Raw genomic sequence first — 19,518 nt, forward strand, 5'->3', positions numbered from 1 at the left:
ACATATGAAGAAAAAATACTAACCAAAAACAAAAATTAGTCACAGTTAAGCATTAAAAAAACCAGAGCTGACAGGTCAGCCTGGTCTATCTTGATTCAATGGCGTTGAATCAAGCATGCTTTGGCTAATTGAACTATTCGAAATAAACCAATCTTCAACCAAAACGTACAAAAGTATGCAATTAAATCTATGTAGGGAAATTTCGCCTATGCGCAAGTTTTTCCTATCCAAAATTATCCTGATGATGAAATTGATTATAATTTTATTAACAGTTACCTGTTTATCAGTGTCTGCAAAGGTTTTCTCCCAAAAAATTACTCTATCGGAAAAAAATGTCCCATTGATAACAATTATTAAAAAAATAGAGAGCAAGAGTGGTTACCAGTCATTCTACAATTCGACGCTGTTGAAAAATGCAGGTACGGTAACTGTAGATTTGAAGGACGCTACATTAGAACAGGCCCTTGAACAGGTTTTAAAAAATAAACCATTGGGGTTCGAAATAATAGATGATATTTTTATAATTAAAAGAAAAAAGAACGACCGGTTAGCCGTTCCATTATTCGTGTTCGATCAGGTAATCGGAAAGGTGCTGGACGAAAAAGGATTGCCCATTCCTGGTGCTAGCATAAAGGTCAAGAATAAAAGCATCGGAACTGTTACAGATAACGAAGGTAAATTTCAATTAAATGTTAGTAAAGGCGATGTCCTTTTGATCAGTTACGTGGGCTACGCAGTAAAGGAGATTACTTATACCGGACAGAAAGCTATCGAAGTTTCTTTGGTTGTTGTAAGTAACCAGATGACAGATGTGGTTGTAATTGGATATGGTACGGTGAAACGTAAAAACGTAACGGGTGCAATATCTTCTGTAAAAACAGAAGATTTAAACACATCGACCTCAACCAATATCGGTCAGGCACTTGCAGGGCGTGCATCTGGTGTGGCTGCATTACAGACAAGCGGGCAGCCAGGGGCAGGGGTAACTTTACAGATCCGGAGTAATCCGTCATTTGCTTCTGCTGGTGCCTTATATGTAATAGATGGAGTAGTGGTTAATGATAATTCATCAGAACCTATGTCGGGTACCCGTTATGGTGCGGCAGGTGTAGATCGTTCACCTTTGAATTTTATTAACCCTAATGATATTGAATCAATAGATTTCTTAAAGGATGCAAGTGCTACTTCCATTTATGGTGCCAGAGCGGGCGGAGGTGTTGTATTGATTACTACAAAAAAAGGAAAGGGTGGAAAACCTAGCCTTGATTATAGTGGGAGCCATGCTTTCCAAAAAGCATTTGATTTTTATGATATATTATCAACTAAAGAGTACATGGTGGAACGCAATAAGATCCTGCAAGAAAAATGGATGCTGGATAACCGTATTGCGCCTTATGGAAACGTTCCTGCTTCATCTGTAACCCCATTTGTTCCAAAGTTTACGCAACAACAGATCGATAATCAACAGGAATATCCAAGTGCTCTTGATGCAATAACCAGAAAAGGCTTTACGGATCAGCATAACTTATCTTTATCGGGATCCGCTAACGATGGAAAAACCAAGTATTTTGCTTCTGGCAATTATTTGAATCAGCAAGGAGTTCTGGCGCATTCAGATCTAAAAAGATATAATGGAAGATTGAATTTAGAACAGGCGATAGGCGACAAATTTAAAATAGGTGCCAATATCATCAGTTCAAATTCAAATGCTAATAATGCTAATGTGGGTACAGGTGCTAACGAATATTCAGGCATGATTTTGTCTGCCTTTTATTATCCGGCAAACCTTCCATTGACTGATGCGGCCGGAAATTATATCATCAATCCTGATTACCAAAACTCGCCTAACCCAGCTTCTTTTCTTGATGTGACAGATTATACCAAAAGTGCTAGATTATTAACCAGTGGTTTTGCAGAGTGGAATATTATAAAAGGGCTTTCGGCAAGGGCAAATTTTAGCTACGACCAATCTACGGCAAAAAGGTATTCTTATTTACCGAAAACATTTTTGTATGGTGCAAGGGCAGGCGGACAAGCAACGATTACCGAAAGAAACTCCACATCCAAGTTGATGGAATATGTATTGAACTATTCTCATAATTTTGGAGAAAAAAATAAGATTACAGCCTTAGCCGGACATTCTTATCAAGTGAGCGATTTTGAAGGCTTTAACGCTGCAAACGATCATTTTGCTACTGATAATTTTCTCTTTAATAATTTAGGTTTTGGTACAGCTCCAAGGCCAACTGTCGGATCATATCGTAATCCAACTAAAATATGGAAATCTTATTTTGCAAGGTTAATATATGAGCTTAATGACAGATATATTTTAACGGCAAGTATCAGGAGAGACGGTGCCTCTAATTTTGCCGAAAATAAAAAATATGGTACATTTCCGGGTATTTCTGCTGCATGGATAATATCGGAGGAACCATTTTTTAAGGAAAAAACACCGCTGTTTGATCAACTAAAGCTTAGAGCAGGTTATGGTTCAACCGGAAACAGTGAACTTGAGGGAAGTGCTTTTCAATACTACTCGCCCGATTTAAACTATGTATTTGGAGGTGTTACCTATCCAGGCGTTGTTTTGAGTCAGATCAGTAACCCTAATTTAACCTGGGAAACGCAAAGAGATATAAACGTAGGTCTGGACTTTGGTGTTTTAAAAAATAGAATTTCAGGATCATTCGATTATTTTAACAGAACAGTTAGTAATCTGCTCACATACATTCCTTTAGCTACAGACTTTCCTGTTAAGCAGGCTGCTTTCAATTCAGGAAAAACGAGGAGTAAAGGTTGGGACTTTAACTTAACTACGAAAAATTTTATTAGCAGCTCTAATGGTTTTACTTGGACATCTACTTTCAATCTTTCCCATTATTATGATTCATGGGTAGAGAGAGATCCATCAGTATTGAAAACTCTCGATAAATTTATAGACCCGCATGGTCCATTTAATGGAATTTATGGTTATGTTTCTGATGGGATCTACAATGGTAATGGGGCAGCGCCATCCTGGATGCCAGGCATATTACCTGGTGGTATTGTTTTAAAGGATCTAAACGGATTTGATGCAGCTGGAAACCTAACCGGTGTACCAGATGGAAAGATCACCTCAGCGGATAAAGTATTGTTAGGCGTAAATGGGCCTAGATATAGTTTCGGTTTTAGCAACACCTTCTCTTATAAAAATTTCGACTTGTCTGTTTATATGTATGGCTTTATTCAAAAGAAACTGAATTCGGATTATTCTTCTGCATTTGCAACCTATGCACAGCTTGGTCAGTTTGGTTGGAATGTGTTAAGTATTGCCAAAGACAGGTGGTCGCCTACCAATCCTAATGCAACATTACCTACAGGCCTGCCTGATCCATATGCATCCTATGCTGCTACCTCAGATTACTGGTTGGAAAATGCAAATTTTATCAGATGTAGAGATATCACTTTAGGTTACAGGGTAGATAACAAGTTAATTTCAAAGCAGAATGTCATTAAGAGTTTAAAGCTATCGCTGAACGTACAAAATCCTTTTATCATTACAAAATATAGAGGCATTGATCCTGAACTTCAGAACTACCTTGCATACCCAATGACAAAATCCTTTACAATCGGAGTAAATGCTGGTTTTTAACAAACAATATTTAAGATAAAATAAATAAGTTATGAAATTATTAAGCTTTTTTAGAAATATACTATTGCCAGTATTCGCACTTTCCGTGCTATGTCTGTCTTGCGAAAAAGCCATCGTTGAAAAGACATATGATAAGTATTCTTCAACAAGTTTTTTTCAAAATGCCGAGGATGCAAAATCGGCTGTTACCGCTATGTATTCGGGAATGACGGAGGATGGTACGTATGGTGGCGGTTATGGAGCGGCAAATGAGGGTTGGCTGGTACAATCTAGTTTTACCAGTGACGAACTGATTTGTTCGTGGGGCTGGGATGGATGGCCAAAATTAAATCAGATCAATTTTTCGGAAGATTTTTCACAGTTATTAAACCACTATAACTCGTTAATACCCAAAGTATCACAGATATCAATAAACATAGAGAAGATTCAGCCGATTGTAATGGATAGCAAGCTCAAGATCAGATATACTGCTGAACTTAAAGCACTGAGGGGCCATTACAGCTGGATGCTTTATAACCTTTATGGCCCTGTTCCGATCAGGCTAAGTGCGAGCGAAGCTTCTGATCCCAATACAAAGTCGATTCCAAGACCTACAAAAGAATGGATGGTAACACAGATCATTAAGGATTATAATGAAGCGATACCTGATTTGCCTAAATGTAGTGAGCTTGCCGGATCTGATTACGGACGTATGACTAAAGATGCTTGTTATATGGGCTTAATGAAGTTATACATGCACGAAAAAAGATGGACTGATGCTATTGCCGCAGGAAGGCAGCTACAACAGCTAGGGCACAGTTTACAGCCAAATTATAAGGATATATTTACCTATGCCAACAATGGCAGCAGTCAGGAAATAATTCTTGCTATTCCATGCCGTACTGACGCAACTAATACCAATTTATGGCTTGCCCATTCGTTACCAGGTAACTACGTCGATCCAAATGGCTTAAACCTGACACAATGGGGTGGTTATAAAATGCCATGGAAGACCTATGATAAATTTGCTTCTTCAGATAAACGTTTAAGTGTGTTGTTAGCAAAATGGACAACAACAGGTGGGGCTACCTTTGATGCAAGGGCCAATAATTATATTGGTGCAATACCGATGAAATATGGTCCAGATCCAACTGCTATTAGTGAGCAACAGGGAACAAATATTGTGGTATGGAGATATGCAGATGCGCTTTTGCTTCTTGCTGAAGCCATTAACGAAACACAGGGCCCTGTACAGGAAGCTTATGATTTAATTAATCAGGTAAGAACCCGTGCCGGTGTTGTAAATTACACACCTGGCCAATTTAATCAGCTACAGTTTAGAAATAAACTAATGGATGAACGTCTTTTCGAACTTTGGTGCGAAGGCAGTAGACGAGAAGATATGATTAGATGGGGAACTTATATTCAGCATGCGAAAGATGAAGGTTCCGTATTTGCAAAACCAGAATTTGTACTTTATCCAATTCCGAGAAAGGCAATAACGGAAAGCAATGGCATAATAGTACAGAACCCGGGATACTAATTCGTTGTAAATTGATTTTTGCCCCGTAATAGGAATCGCATTAACCAGTAAAGCACATTGGGTGGTTATAAAGCCACTCAATGATGCATTCATCTTGTTCCGTTGGATCCGAATGTCTACTCTCAATTAATCAAATGAAGAAAAGGTATATAATAGGCATTTTTGCAATAGCTTGTCTGATAACGTTATATAGCAGCTGTAATCGGTCAACAACTGATCTATCTGGAAAACAGTTATCGAAAATTTATTGTATTTCTTGTCATACCTATCCAGAGCCAGCACTTTTACCAAAATACATCTGGGATAAAAAAGTTTTGCCGGTAATGGGAGCTTTTGCTGATTTATATAAAGATAAGAATGGTGTATATAAGAAAATTCCGAAAGAGTACCTCAACTTAAGAGATCCGGTAATTGACCCTGTTCATGCTAACATTCCCACTGAATCATGGAATAAGATAGTGGAGTTCTATTTGGATCAGGCGCCGGTAAAACTGGTAAACCCAGTTACAGCAATCGATACCAATGATAATTTTGCCGTTTTAGAAGCACCAAAAAAGAGCGCAAAGTCATTCACAACCTGCGTTTATTTTGATACTTCATCAAAATTGCTGTTTCAATCGAACTATGCAGGTAAGGTACTTAATATCTTTGATGAAAAACTAAAATTCAAAACTAGTTTACCTTTCTGTGAAGGTGTTGTAAATGTATCTCCGATTGGTAATCAGAAAGATGGAGATCATTTTCTAATTACCCATATAGGCAGTTTACAGCCTAATGGTGGAACTGCCAACGGATTTGTGGAAGACGTTATAATTAAAAAAAGCAAAATTGTTGGTCGTGTAAAACTTTGCGACAGCCTTTACAGGCCCATACAAACTTTGCTTTGTGATGTTGACAAAGATGGTAGGAAAGATATAATTGTTTGCGAATTTGGTTTTATGAAAGGGCAATTGAGCTTTTTTAAAAATATCGGGATTAACCAGTATAAAAAAATTACCCTTTCAAATATTGTCGGAGCCGAAAAAATGTACATAGATGACATTAACAATGACGGTATGCCCGATCTATGGGTTCTTTTTGCCCATGATATAGAAGGCATATATCAATTTATAAACAAGGGCAATGGTAAGTTCGTTCAGAAACCGGTAATTAATTTTCCACCTTCTTATGGCTCGAGCAGTTTTGACATTATTGATATGGATAATGATGGTAAAAAAGACATTATATATACCAGTGGAGACAATGCAGATTTTTCTCCGGTTTTAAAGCCCTATCATGGCATTTATATTTATAAAAACATGGGTAGAGATTTTAAACAGAAATTCTTTCTCCATCTGAATGGCTGTTATAAGGCAATGCCTGCTGATTTTAATGGTGATGGTAGAATGGATTTAGCAGCTATCAGTTTTTCTGCTGATTTTGAGAATAATCCTAAGGAAGGCTTTGTCTGGCTTTTAAATCATGGAAATAATGACTTTAAAACTTTTACGGATAGCAGAACTATTGGTTTAGGCAGATGGATCTGTATGGATGTTGCTGATATTAACCGGGATGGCAGGCCTGATGTTATTTTAGGGAATATGGCCGCTATTGCCAATAACAATAGGAAATTAATGCAAAAATGGCTGAAAGGACCAGAGCTTATCGTATTAAAAACCAAGCCATAAACTAAAAACCAAGATTACCTATTTCATTTAATCGTAAAAATACGATCGAGAAACGATCTCGTTTCCCTATGTAAAAAAATGGGCTTATACATTTTAATCGCTCGTTAACAAACATTAAACTTTAATTAACTATTTATAAACCTTTTATTTTAAATCATGAAAACAAACTATTGGTTAAAACTTTACGTTGCCTTATTGGCAATCTTGATGCTTTCGTGCAAAAGGGAAACTCCTGTGGATAAAGGGGTTGGTGCGAATGCAAGGGCGGTTACTGCTATCCGTACTTTTTATGTCTCATCATCAACCGGGAACGACAATAATACGGGGAGAACACCAGATGACCCTTTTAAATCAGTCAAAAAAATTTCAGGCATGACTTTTTCTCCTGGTGATGCCATTTTATTTAAAGCTGGCGATACCTGGAGCGGTGATACAGTACTCCTGAGGCCCAAAGGCTCGGGAACTGTAAGCAATCCGATCGTTATTGACAGGTATGGAACCGGCCCGGCCCCTATATTAAGCATTACCCAATTTCAAAACACTACGGGGGGTGTTTTTGGGGTTGTAATGTTAAGCAATCAATCAAATTGGCAAATTAACAACCTATCAATAATCGCTAATAACGCCAATCCGTTAAGCTATAGTGGTGATAATACAAGCCATGCATCAATTTCTGGTATTTATGTTAAAAACAGCCCTTCTTCAGCTATGCAATCCAATATTTCTATTACGCACTGTGCTGTGAAGAGTTTTAGAAATAACAATAATATTTATACACAGGCAGTATTGGGGATTGGGTTTGAAGGTTCCTTTACCAATATTGTTGTTGATAGCAATACAATTGATAGCTGTTTGGCAGGTATCCACTCAAATACACATCTACATTTTATAAACCCATCCAATCCTAATTATGCATCTACAAATATAACCTTTAAAAACAACCTATTGAGGGATGTATGGGGAAATGGGATCGTAATTGGTAGTATAACCAACGGCCTGATTGAAAGAAACAGGGTAATTAGAACTTCATGGGGTAATGGTGCTTGTATATGGCTAACACATAGTACTAACTCAATAGTACAATATAATGAAGTAAGTGATCAATCGGGTGGAAGCCAGGACGGAACAGCCTTTGACGATGATGATGACGAAGGTGCTTCAAATGGAGATATTTTCCAGTATAATTATTCACATAACAATGCACATGGCTTTATGTTATTAATGCCAGCTGCAAATAATGTTACTGTACGTTATAATATTAGTGTAAACGATGGTGGCAGTAGCGGTGTTACGAAACGGTTATTTGCGTTATCACCTAGCAATAATAACGGGCTTAAAATATATAATAACATCTTCTACATTGGCCAGGGCATTTCAACACGGATCTTGGGTTCTTACGGAGGCTCTTCTTCTGGTTGGGCAATAAAATTCTATAACAATATATTCTTTTTGGATGGGGGATCGCTAACCGCATTTAGTGAAGCACCAATTAGTCAGTCGAGTGAATTTAAAAACAATTGCTTCTATCCGGCTGCGAGTTTTTCTTCCGCTACCAATTATTTTTCTCCACAGGTTAATGCAATTACATCAAATCCACTTTTTGCTGCAGGAAGCAACTTTGGGGCTACATTATTAAATGCAGCCGGTAATAATGTTGATTTTGCCGCTGCAATAGCCGCTTTCAAATTGCAGGCCGCTTCGCCTTGTATCAATAATGGATTTTCATTTGCTAATAATGCAACCCTTGATTTTGCCAATACCAATATAACCGGCCAAACCCCAACCGTTGGGGCGATCTGGCCTGTTGGCGTTACCGCTCCTAGTTATTACGTTATTATTAACAGGAATACAGGGAAACTGATTAATCTTCAAAACAACACGGGTAAAGTAGAATGTACCCAAATTAGTGCTGATTCTACATCCGCGCAATGGTCTCAGGAACTGCATAATGGTTACACCCGTTTTAAAAACCGTAAAACAGGAAAATACATGGAAGAGGAGAACAAACTAGGATATGAAGAATACAATGTTCTGGTTGCCCCTGATCAATGGAGCTGCGATTTTTCTTTAGTTGCAAATGGTAGCTACACCCGGTTACAAAATCGCTATACCGGTAAACTTCTAAATACCCAGCAGAATTTAGGATATGTGGAGACTACAGCTTCATTGCCAACTGGTTATTGGAGTGCAGATTGGAGTATCGTTAAACGCCCATAATCTGCAAGTGGTTGTTTATATTTCTTAGAACTAACCGTGCTTCAAGCAATTGAAGCATGGTTATGTTTTATCATTTAAGTATCTAACCACTTGCCTACATCGCGGTGTAATTGTCTGTGGAGTGCTGTTGAGGGGAATTACACAATTGGAAATGAGTAAGACGAGTACAGACAGGGAAAATAAGGAGCGTAATGTGAGAGCTAATTTTCCGAAACAGTAATGAGGGCTTTTACGATCTAAAAATTGTCTCTCTATAATGAATTCCCCATTTTGCCATTTCTGTAACTATTTTATTTAGGCTTTTTCCATATTCGGTAAGTTCATATTCAACTGTGATGGGCATAGTGTCCAAAACAGTTCGTTTAACAAGCTGATTTGCCTCTAAGTCTTTTAATTCTTTAGATAAAACTTTTGGCGCAATGTCTTCTATATGACGAACTAAATCCATGAACCGTATTTTGGGATTGTAAAATAAGGCAACTACGATAACTTTTTTCCATTTTCCACTTAATAGGTCTTGCGTATCCTTAACACCCTGGATCTGTAAACGGCAGTAATCTGAAATCTCTATTTTCTGTTTTTTCATATAACCAATTTACAAATTAATTACTAAACCGCCTACTGCTTACTTAATGGTAACCGCTTACCAAAAGGTAAAAATCATTATTAACATGATGTAATCCCTTATTTTTGTATAAATAAATTTAAATGCAGATCAAGTGAAAATAGCAATAATAGGATCAACAGGCTTTGTTGGTTTAGCCTTCACTGAGGAATTGGTCAATCGTAGTCAGAATATCATCGGTATTTCACGGGATATAGAAAATTCAGGCAAAAATAATCTGATTGATGTGCAGATGGCTATATAGTAAGCTTGGCTCATGTTCACTATTTTCTAGAAAAAAAACATTTACTCTTTTTCAATATATTTCAAATGAATAACGTAAAAAAAATAGATCTAGACAATGTTATCATTGTTTTGGCAGATTTGCAGCCTGAAATCATTCTTGCTGCCAATAAAACAATCGCTGAGGAAAGTCTCCGGAAAGCGGTATCAGTATTAATTGAAGGAGCGGATATTCTTAATATTCCTGTTTTCCTGTCAGGTGTTGCACTTAAGGCAGGTGTTTCTCCAAGTCCCATCGAGGAATTGAGTAAGTATACAATGGTAGTCCGCTCAACTGCAGGCATTTTTGAAGATGACTCAAATCTAAAAGTTATAAAAAAGTACAAAAGATCTTCAATTGTACTAGGTGGCGTGGCAACAGAATTGGCGGTAATTCAGGCCGCTCTTGGTGCGCTAAGAAACAGCTACAATGTATTTTTATTAACAGATGTTTGTGGTGGCTTGAGTGACAGGACTGAACAGGCAGCATTTCGTCAACTTGAAAAAGAAGGCGTAATACTTTCAAGCGTGCCCGCATTTTTAAGTAGCCTGATGCCTCAAATTAACGATGTGCAAACTAAATCACTCTTTGCCACGCTTGCTCGATTTTTAGGTTAAAGAGATCAATGCTTATTGGAATAGTAAAATTATTTGGCTTGATTCGAGAAAATGTTCCACTTTCTTAATCATCACTCCAGTAAAGAAAGGATATTGATGGCAATTACGAGGTTTAAACCAGAGTGATCAACGGTTTAATTGAATTTTTGAGAACTTCAGGATGCTTTGTAAAGAAGATATTAAATAAGTCGGCTATTGTATCTGAATAATCATTTTAAACTGTTATGTGGGTGAATTAAAAAAAATATCCACGAAATAACTGTAAAAAAATGTTAGTTTCGTTTTTCAGTACAAATGTCGATTTACCAAATATCGGGTCAAGATGAGCTAATCTCAAGATTAAGAGATGGGGATGAGCTGGCATTTAGTGAAATCTACAATCTATATTGGAAACAGCTTTACCGAACAGCTTTTACTATTCTGCGCGATGAAGAAGGTGCATCTGATGCATTACAGGAAATGTTCCTGCATTTATGGCGACGTAGAAAGGAATTGAATATTGTATCCTTAAAGGCATATCTCCACCAATCAGTTAGGCTAACAGTATTAAAGGCTATCCGTTCACAAAAGGTAGATGCCGGTTTTTATAAACGGCTGGCAGAGATTACTACAGAAATTATAGAAGAAGACCCTATGATTTTTAAAGACCACTTGCATTTGCTACAGCGATTGATAGATAGTTTACCCGCCGATTGCAGGCAGATTTTTCTGATGAGTAGAGAAGAGCAGATGTCATACAAGCAGATTGCAGGCAGGCTGGAGATTTCAGTAAAAACGGTTGAGAAAAAAATGTCGAAATCGTTAAAACTCATCCGTGAAGGTTTAAGCATAGAAATGTGCGTTTGTATAATCGTTTCCTATACCTTTATTTAGATTTTATCGTATTGTATATCAGGTTTTTATGATTTTCTTTTAAAGAAAAGTCATTTTGCCATAGGGTCGCGTGTCTTTTTTGGAACATAATATTAAGACCATGGAAAAAAAACAATTCTTATCTCTTATCGATACTTATATAAACGGCGAAGCAAGCGAAAATGAAAAGCGCCTGGTTGAAGCGTACTATTCCAGATTAAGCAAGCCTGCTATTGAAAGCATTGAAACGCAAGATGAAGAACTTTTTAAAAATGTTTTGTTAAACCGGCTCTTAACGCAGATAAGAGCAGAGTCTGAGACAGAACAAACAGCCAGCCTAAGGCTTAAGAAACACATTAATTTATGGTGGATAAGTGTCGCTGCTATATTACTCATCTGTTTCAGCTTAGGGATATTGTTTTTTAGGGACGGGAAGAGCATCAGTAAGGGATCTGTTGATTATGCGCAACTGATTGAGCCAGGAGGAAATAAGGCAGTTTTAACATTAAGTAACGGATCAAAAGTTGTTTTAGACGATAAGTCCAATACTGATATTGCAGAAAAAAATGGTATAAAAATCAAAAAGAAAGAAAACGGGCTTTTGGAATATGTTCAGCTAAGCGCTCCCGTTACCGATAATCAATACTCAGCCCTATTTAACACTATTGAAACCCCAAAAGGCGGCCAATACCGGATTGTTCTTAATGATGGCACTATTGTGTGGCTTAATGCTGCTTCCTATTTACGCTATCCTTTGCAGTTTAATGGTGCAGAGCGAAAGGTAGAGTTGGCTGGCGAAGGATATTTTGAAGTTGCGCATAATGCAGCTAAACCATTTATCGTGGTAACTGCTAAGCAGGAGGTTCAGGTGCTGGGTACACATTTCAATATTAGTGCCTATACCGATGAAAGTGTGATTAAAACCACCCTACTTGATGGCAGCGTAAAAGTAATCAACAAACAAGGGAAAAAAGAAACTGGGCAGAAGTATCTGAAACCCGGAGAACAATCTGTTCTAATGGACGGTTCCTGGTCGGTAAGGGAGGTAGATGCGGCCGCCCAGATAGACTGGAAAAATGGGCGTTTTATTTTTAAAGATGAAGATCTAAAAAGTGTGATGCGTAAGTTGGCCCGCTGGTACGATATTGAAGTGGATTATGCCGGTTCAATGGAAAACCTGAGCTTTAGCGGGAAGATTTCTAGATCAAAAACCCTTAAAGAAGTTTTAAGGATATTAACACGTACCAATGATGTAACCTTTAAAGTAAAAGAAAGGAGGATTACAGTTATGCCATAATTTTACATGGGATAGGCTGTATAAAGCCGGAAGTGCTGGAGACACTCCCGGAGATCATTCAGTTTGCCTGCTCAACAACATTTTTCAAAATAATATCAACCAAACACGATGGTCCGGCAGCGGAGCATTTAACAACCTAAACTATTCAAATGTATGAAATTTTATGATTTTAAATCGTACAGGATTCCCTGTGCGAAAAATAAAGTCCTGCTAACCATGAAACTTACCGTTTTCCTACTCTTTGCCCTGGTTTTCCAGGTATGTGCAGCTGGCTTTGCACAGAATAAGATTACCCTTTCAGAAAAGAATATTTCTTTGGAGCAAGTATTAGACAAAATTAGTCAACAAAGCGGCTTAGATATTTTTTATAATGCTAACCGGATAAAAAAGATAAACAATATTACCATTAATGTTAAAGATGCCCCCTTATCTACCGTTTTAGACAAATGTTTTGCCAATCAGCCCTTAACTTACAGCATCGAGGCTTCTACTATTGTAATAACAGACCGTAATGAGGCCAAACCCAACAACGTTAAGCATTTGTTTGCCGATATTCGGGGGCGTGTTGTAGATGAGGCCGGAGCAGGGCTTCCGGGAGCAACTATTAAGGTAAAAGGTACTACAACCGTAACATTGAGTGGCGATAACGGAGATTTTCTGCTTAAAAATGTTCAGGATGGAGCTATTTTACAGGTTTCATTTGTCAGTTATCAAACCCAGGAAATTAAGGCCAACCTAAAAGCAGAAATGCTAATCCAGCTAATTGCAGAGGCTGGGAGCTTAAATGAGGTAGTAGTTTCTGGTTTTGGCCAGACACAGAAAAAGGTTAGTGTAACTGCGGCAATATCTACCGTTCAGACAAAGGAGCTTAAGCAGAGCCCTGTTTCCAATTTGAGCAATGCGCTGGCGGGCCGTTTACCAGGGCTTACCACAATTCAATCGTCAGGTGTTCCAGGAGGAGATGCTTCAACCATCTATATTCGAGGTATTGGTACCTATGGAGCAAGCAAAAGTCCTTTAATTGTTATTGATGGACTAACCAGGGGAGACGTCAACTTTGGAGATATCGATGTAAATGAGGTGGCTTCTATTAGTATCTTAAAAGATGCTGCTGCAACATCATTATATGGCATACAAGGTGCAAATGGGGTGATTTTAGTTACAACTAAACGCGGAAAGATTGGGAAGACAAATATCCAGTTTAACGGACAATATGGTATCCAAACACCACAGCGCATCCCAGAGCGCTTCAGCAGCTTTCAAAAAGCTACTTTGGATAACCAAGGGTCTGCTAATGACGGAAGCAATCCAATATGGACCCCCAAGGAAATAGAACTGTTCGGAAACCAATCAGATCCATATACCTATCCCGATGTTAATTGGTATGATGTAATTTTTGAGCGCAATACCCCGCAACAACAATATAATGCCAATATGAGTGGTGGGAATAGCAGTGTGAAATATTTTGTCTCTTTAGGATACCTAAATCAAGGAACATTGTTTAAAGGGGCAAAAGACAATAAATATGGCATCTCGCAGAAATATGATCGCTATAATTTTAGGTCAAATATTGACATTACTGCAACTGATATGATGACTGTCCGTTTAGACCTTGCTTCAAGAATTGAACAAAGGACAGGCCCGGGACCTGGCTATGAATCAATTTTTAGCGATGTAGCCCTGATGCAGAATTATACAACACCGATATATAATCCAAACGGTACTTTCGGCGCAGGCCGTATAAACTCAGTTTCCGTAAGAAATCCTCTGGGCTCCCTGTTACAGAGTGGCTATTATGACAATTTTTGGAACAGTACCAATGGCACGATAGAGGTAAACCATAAGCTGGAGTTTATTATCAAAGGATTGAATATTAAAGGATTGTATACCTTCGAGAATTTTGGTGCGATTAACTATGGACAGGATCAAAAATTTACGGCCTTCCGTTACCGTAAAGATCCGGTAAGTGGTGTAGAAACCTACACACCATTTTCTACAGAAACGTCCCTTACAAAATCTTCAAGTACTTCTGCTACACGTTATTATTCATATAATGTACAGTTAAATTATGACCGGTCATTCGGCAGTCATGCTGTCTCCGGTCTGGCATTATTTAACAGAAATTATACCTCGGTTACTGGTGACCTGCCAAGGGCCTATGAAGGTTTTGTTGGACGGGTATCTTATAATTATGATTCCAGATATTTTGCAGACTTCAATGTGGGGTATAATGGATCAGAAAATTTCCCTAAAGGTAAACGTTATGGCTTTTTCCCTGCCGTATCTGCAGGCTGGGTAATTTCAAGCGAACCATGGTACAACAGTAAAGCTATGAATTACTTAAAACTCCGCGGATCATTCGGCTATGTGGGTAACGATAATATTGGTGGTTCCAGATGGTTATTTATATCAGATTATAGCAGGGGTGGAGGTTTTGATTTCGGCTCTCCAAGTCCAAATACAGCTGGAGGATATAATGTGAACCGCACAGGTAACCCAAACATTACCTGGGAGAAGGCACAAAAATCCAATATTGGTTTAGAAACCGGATTTTTTAATAATGCGATTAAGTTAGATGTTGACGTTTTTAGAGAAAACAGGACTAACATTCTTACCACACCACAGACTATTCCTACCTATCTTGGTATTGCGGGTTTAGCGGCAATCAATGTGGGCAAGGTATTGAACCAGGGTTTTGAAGCATCATTAAATTTTAATACCCATGTTAACAAAGTTAATCTTTTTGGCTACATCAACTGGACTTACAATAAAAACAAGATCATTGCCCGCGATGAGCCGAATCTGGCATACCCTTATCAGGCTTTAACCGGGCTTCCTGTAGGTTACCAGTTGGGTTATATTGCAGAAGGCTTATTTAAAGATCAGACGGAAATAGATGCTGCTCCAAAGCAAAATTTTGCCGGAAGGGTAATTCCTGGCGATATCCGTTACCGTGATATGAATGGAGACCGTATCGTCAATGAGAACGACAGGGTAGCGATACAGGTAAGCAACTTTCCCAACAATACTTTTGGAGCTTCTCTTGGCGCATCATGGAAGGGGATTGATTTGAGTATACTGGTACAGGGAGCCCTAAGTGGTAAAACAAATGTACCTTACCTTGGCCCCGACAGGCTACAGGATGTTTGGACGCCTGCAACGGCAAGCACCGCAACCTATCCAAGTGTGCATTACAGTTCAGCTGGGGGGCAGAACAATGCTCAATTGAGTACTTTTTTTATCTACAGTTCGGACTACATCAAAATTAAAAATCTGGAGCTGGGCTATACATTCCCAGCGAGTACACTAGCTAAAGTGAAAATAAATTCGCTCAGGATATTTGCCAACGGGCTGAATCTGGCTACCTGGGATAAACTTCCTTACAAAGATTATGATCCTGAGCAAACAGCTAACGGAACTGCCCTTTACCCAACAATGAAAGTATATAATGTTGGTGTATCGATGAATTTTTAACAGACTTAAATTTTTAAAGTAATGAAAAAATATAGTTATGCTTTATTGGTTGTGTTATTGATCTCGGTCGTAACATCATGTAAAAAAAGCTTTTTAGATAGGGTGCCGAGTGATTATATCGGTGAAACAGAGGTGTTTGGCAATATAGATAATGCAGAAGGTTTTTTAAATAACATCTACTCCGCTATTCCATCCTGGAATTATGGTACTGGTAATTCTTATGTCACATCGGCCATGACAGATGAATCGAAACAGCGCTGGGCAAACGGGGCGGTTTTGTTTAACACCGGTGCCTGGAATCCAAGTAATTTTTCTCCATTAGGAGATGATTGGACAAATGCATACGCCAAAATCAGGGCTTGTAACCTTTTTCTCGCCAATTTTGAAAAGATTCCTGAAGATCCAAATGTTCCAAACAGAAAAGCCAGGTTAAGGGGCGAAGCTTTGATGCTCCGTGCTTTTTATCACTTTGTACTTTTCAGGGGCTGGGGTAAAATTCCAATTATGGACAAGCCGCTTTCGCCTGCAACAGATGGAGACGCCGTATTCCTAAAAAGGAGTGAATATGCCGAAGTGGTGGCTTTTATTGAAAGAGACTTAAACGTGGCCATGCAAAACCTGCCAGCTAAACACGATCCCGGTTTATGGGGCAGGGCTACCAAAACCATCTGTCAGGCAATAAAATCCAGATTAGACCTTTATTATGCCAGCACTTTTTTTAATCCAAACAGCGATGCTTCCAAATGGCAGAAGGCAGCGGCAGCTTCCAAGGAGGCCCTGGATGCAGCTTTGGCAGAGGGTTATAGTTTAGAGCCCAAATTTCCTGATGCCTTTCTAAAATATGCAAACACCGAATGTATATGGGGGCGCAATATTGGAACAGGTACAGTGTCAGGAATAGATCAGGTAATGCAGCCTTTAGGTTATAGCGGATGGAACAACTGTGGGCCGATCCAGGATTTTGTTGATGATTTTGAAATGAAAAATGGTATTCCTATTAAGTCTGCAGGCTCTGGTTGGGATCCCAAACATCCTTATAAAAACCGCGATCCAAGGTTTTACGCAACGGTGTTATACCCTGGTGCAACCTGGAAAAACCGGAAGATTAATATTTACGCCAATGATAAGGATAATGCGGAGCAACCAGGAACCAACTATTGGTGGAGGAAATACATGACCGAAGGCCTGAACTTATCTAACAATTCTGGAGGGGTAACCAAGTCTTTCGCAATCTTCAGGACTGCCGAGCTGATGCTGAACTATGCAGAGGCACAAAATGAAGTAGCCGGTGCAGATGCAAATGTATACAATGCTATCAACCCAATCCGCAGGAGAGCAGGGATGCCAGACATACCTGCAGGATTGACTAAAGAAGAGATGCGGGAGGTAATTAGGCACGAACGGAGGATTGAGCTGGCCTTTGAAGGACACCGCTTCTGGGACGTAAGGAGATGGAAGATTGCAGAGGTGGTTGATAACCGGCCTGTTTACGGGGTAAATTATACTATTTCGGCAAGCAATGCTACGGATACCACATTTACTTATTTCGAAGCCCAAAAACGTGTTTTTGATAAAACAAAGCATTATTTAATGCCTATTCCCCAATCGGAAATAGATAAGCTAAACGGCAAAAACCCAGACTTTAAACAGACTGAGGGCTGGTAACCAGCTCAAGAAGTAATTTTTTTATTCTTCAACTTAAAATATAAAATTTATGAAAACAATATTAATTTATGTTTCTCTAGCGATGTTTTTTTTTAGCTCTTGTAAAAAAAACGATGGTGAAGAGCCTGTTTTGAGGCCATCCACTACTCAATCCGTTATTCAACAGGATAGTCTTGTTACTTACACTTCTGATCGAAAATACAATCTAAATGTGATTTATTTTATACCGTCAGATGTTATTCCTCCGGCTAATTATCAAAAAAGACTGAGCGAATTGCTCTTATGGGGCCAAAACTGGTATAAAGAACAAATGGCGCTTAATGGCTATCCCAATAAGACTTTTGGTCTTTATACCAATGCGGCTAAAACTGATGTTAGGCTAATTGTGATTAATGGAACAAAAGGTAAAGCCAATTATCAGTATAATGGTGGAGCGGGTAACGTAATGAGTGAGATTAATAGCTATTTTTCAGCCAATCCATCACTTAAATCAGGTGATCACAACCTCATTATTATTCCTAGTTACTTTATGAAAGCCGATGGAACTCCGGGCGGAGGTAGTTTTGGCCCACCATTTTATGGCAATGGTAAAAGCTGTTTTGCCTTAGACTATCTGGATTTGGATATTAAACATCTCGGAAAATCAGATGTGCTGGGCAACGCATTCAGCGTCTGGTTTGGTGGCTTGATACATGAATTGGGACACGGGTTAAACTTAGCTCATAACTGTCAAAAGGTTTCGGAAAACAACGACCCTTTAAAAGGAATGTCACTCATGTATGCAGGGAATGGAACATTAGGGAAAAGCCCAACATTTTTGACCGCTGCAGACTGTGCCATTCTTAATGCAAATCAAATATTTAACACCGATACCAAGGTATACTATGGTAGCGTGAATACTACGCTGAGGAAAATTTATGCAAGATATGACGCAGCCAAACAAAGTATAATTGTTTCTGGTAAATTTAGTACAAACGGGAAAGTAACAAGTATCCTCTATTATAATGATCCAAATGTTGATAATGAAGGGACTGGAGTAAATAGAGATTATAACGCAACAACCTGGGAGTCTAAGGCAATCGGGGTTGATAGTTTTTACGTTGAGATGCCTATTGCCGAATTACAGTACAAAACAGATGGAATACCCTATGAATTAAAGATTAAATTCGTAAACGATAATGGAAATATAACGGAGAATGTCTTTTTATATACGTTCAACGCCGGTATCCCGGTGATTGAATTTGGACCTAAAGCCAGCCAGTATAACAACAGCACTTGGTCGGTAATAGGTTTCAGTTCTAACCAAACAAGCGGCGACGATGGTAAGGCAATCAATATTATCGACGATAACTTTCAAAGCTCATGGATTTCCAGATGGAGTGACCCCGTAGCAGTTCCTCCACATTTTGTTGCAATCGATATGAAATCGCCTCTACCGTTTACTGGGTTTACAATAGCGATGGAATCACAGTATGGTGCGAAATGCAAGGATATTGAAATACAGACTAGCATGGATGGATTGACCTGGCAGAGCGCGGGAAATTTTACATTGAAAGCAATGGCCGGTCTACAACATGTATATCTTTCGTCTCAAAAAACGGCAAGATATTTTAAGATTATTGTTCTTTCATCATACAATGGCGGAAATGCCGCAAATATTGCAGAAATAACAGCTTTTAATGAATAATA

Annotated in this window: 12 protein-coding genes; 11 read left to right on the forward strand and 1 reads right to left on the reverse strand. The window is 38.7% G+C overall.

Features of this window, described 5'->3' with window-relative positions:
- The first annotated feature begins 340 nt into the window (after nt 1-340).
- The 4 genes from FHT21_RS00885 (at nt 341) to FHT21_RS00900 (ending at nt 9,037) form a co-directional block, all read left to right on the forward strand.
- Nucleotides 341-3,631, forward strand: coding sequence for a TonB-dependent receptor (locus tag FHT21_RS00885; protein WP_167292922.1), 3,291 nt, complete (start codon nt 341-343; stop codon nt 3,629-3,631).
- Nucleotides 3,632-3,662: 31 nt separating this feature from the next.
- Nucleotides 3,663-5,153 (forward strand): RagB/SusD family nutrient uptake outer membrane protein, encoded by a 1,491-nt coding sequence (locus FHT21_RS00890; RefSeq protein ID WP_223833527.1) that lies wholly within the window; start codon nt 3,663-3,665, stop codon nt 5,151-5,153.
- A 134-nt stretch (nt 5,154-5,287) separates the two neighbouring features.
- Nucleotides 5,288-6,820: a VCBS repeat-containing protein gene (locus FHT21_RS00895; protein ID WP_167292923.1), complete on the forward strand. Its 1,533-nt coding sequence runs from the start codon at nt 5,288-5,290 to the stop codon at nt 6,818-6,820.
- A 156-nt stretch (nt 6,821-6,976) separates the two neighbouring features.
- Nucleotides 6,977-9,037, forward strand: a complete 2,061-nt coding sequence (locus tag FHT21_RS00900) for an RICIN domain-containing protein (protein ID WP_167292924.1) — start codon at nt 6,977-6,979, stop codon at nt 9,035-9,037.
- Between the two features lie 229 nt (nt 9,038-9,266).
- On the opposite strand, the gene FHT21_RS00905 is transcribed toward FHT21_RS00900, so the two are convergent.
- Nucleotides 9,267-9,623, reverse strand: a complete 357-nt coding sequence (locus FHT21_RS00905; RefSeq protein ID WP_167292925.1) for a helix-turn-helix domain-containing protein — start codon at nt 9,621-9,623, stop codon at nt 9,267-9,269.
- Between the two features lie 133 nt (nt 9,624-9,756).
- On the opposite strand from FHT21_RS00905, the gene FHT21_RS00910 reads away from it, so the two are divergent.
- The 7 genes from FHT21_RS00910 to FHT21_RS00940 all read left to right on the forward strand — a co-directional run bounded on the left by FHT21_RS00910 (nt 9,757) and on the right by FHT21_RS00940 (nt 19,516).
- Complete coding sequence (locus FHT21_RS00910; protein ID WP_167292926.1) at nt 9,757-9,906, forward strand: hypothetical protein; 150 nt, start codon at nt 9,757-9,759, stop codon at nt 9,904-9,906.
- 65 nt (nt 9,907-9,971) lie between these two features.
- Complete coding sequence (locus tag FHT21_RS00915) at nt 9,972-10,541, forward strand: isochorismatase family protein (RefSeq protein WP_167292927.1); 570 nt, start codon at nt 9,972-9,974, stop codon at nt 10,539-10,541.
- A gap of 294 nt (nt 10,542-10,835) precedes the next feature.
- On the forward strand, nt 10,836-11,414 hold the full coding sequence (locus tag FHT21_RS00920; RefSeq protein WP_167292928.1) for an RNA polymerase sigma-70 factor: 579 nt from the start codon (nt 10,836-10,838) through the stop codon (nt 11,412-11,414).
- Nucleotides 11,415-11,514: 100 nt separating this feature from the next.
- Nucleotides 11,515-12,690 (forward strand): FecR family protein, encoded by a 1,176-nt coding sequence (locus FHT21_RS00925; RefSeq protein WP_167292929.1) that lies wholly within the window; start codon nt 11,515-11,517, stop codon nt 12,688-12,690.
- A 153-nt stretch (nt 12,691-12,843) separates the two neighbouring features.
- A complete protein-coding gene (locus tag FHT21_RS00930) occupies nt 12,844-16,164 on the forward strand; it encodes a TonB-dependent receptor (protein ID WP_167292930.1) in 3,321 nt (1,106 codons plus the stop codon).
- 21 nt (nt 16,165-16,185) lie between these two features.
- Nucleotides 16,186-17,829: a RagB/SusD family nutrient uptake outer membrane protein gene (locus FHT21_RS00935; protein WP_167292931.1), complete on the forward strand. Its 1,644-nt coding sequence runs from the start codon at nt 16,186-16,188 to the stop codon at nt 17,827-17,829.
- A 49-nt stretch (nt 17,830-17,878) separates the two neighbouring features.
- Nucleotides 17,879-19,516, forward strand: coding sequence for a discoidin domain-containing protein (locus FHT21_RS00940; RefSeq protein ID WP_167292932.1), 1,638 nt, complete (start codon nt 17,879-17,881; stop codon nt 19,514-19,516).
- Nucleotides 19,517-19,518: the final 2 nt, after the last annotated feature.

This window comes from Pedobacter sp. SG908 (genome assembly GCF_011759615.1).
In the GTDB taxonomy this organism is placed as follows: domain Bacteria; phylum Bacteroidota; class Bacteroidia; order Sphingobacteriales; family Sphingobacteriaceae; genus Pedobacter; species Pedobacter riviphilus.

Bases quoted from the DNA above. Each gene is read 5' to 3' on its own strand.
- FHT21_RS00890 (WP_223833527.1), top strand. From the start codon at position 3,663: ATGAAATTATTAAGCTTTTTTAGAAATATACTATTGCCAGTATTCGCA.
- FHT21_RS00895 (WP_167292923.1), top strand. From the start codon at position 5,288: ATGAAGAAAAGGTATATAATAGGCATTTTTGCAATAGCTTGTCTGATA.
- FHT21_RS00900 (WP_167292924.1), top strand. From the start codon at position 6,977: ATGAAAACAAACTATTGGTTAAAACTTTACGTTGCCTTATTGGCAATC.
- FHT21_RS00905 (WP_167292925.1), bottom strand. From the start codon at position 9,623: ATGAAAAAACAGAAAATAGAGATTTCAGATTACTGCCGTTTACAGATC.
- FHT21_RS00915 (WP_167292927.1), top strand. From the start codon at position 9,972: ATGAATAACGTAAAAAAAATAGATCTAGACAATGTTATCATTGTTTTG.
- FHT21_RS00920 (WP_167292928.1), top strand. From the start codon at position 10,836: ATGTCGATTTACCAAATATCGGGTCAAGATGAGCTAATCTCAAGATTA.
- FHT21_RS00925 (WP_167292929.1), top strand. From the start codon at position 11,515: ATGGAAAAAAAACAATTCTTATCTCTTATCGATACTTATATAAACGGC.
- FHT21_RS00930 (WP_167292930.1), top strand. From the start codon at position 12,844: ATGAAATTTTATGATTTTAAATCGTACAGGATTCCCTGTGCGAAAAAT.
- FHT21_RS00935 (WP_167292931.1), top strand. From the start codon at position 16,186: ATGAAAAAATATAGTTATGCTTTATTGGTTGTGTTATTGATCTCGGTC.
- FHT21_RS00940 (WP_167292932.1), top strand. From the start codon at position 17,879: ATGAAAACAATATTAATTTATGTTTCTCTAGCGATGTTTTTTTTTAGC.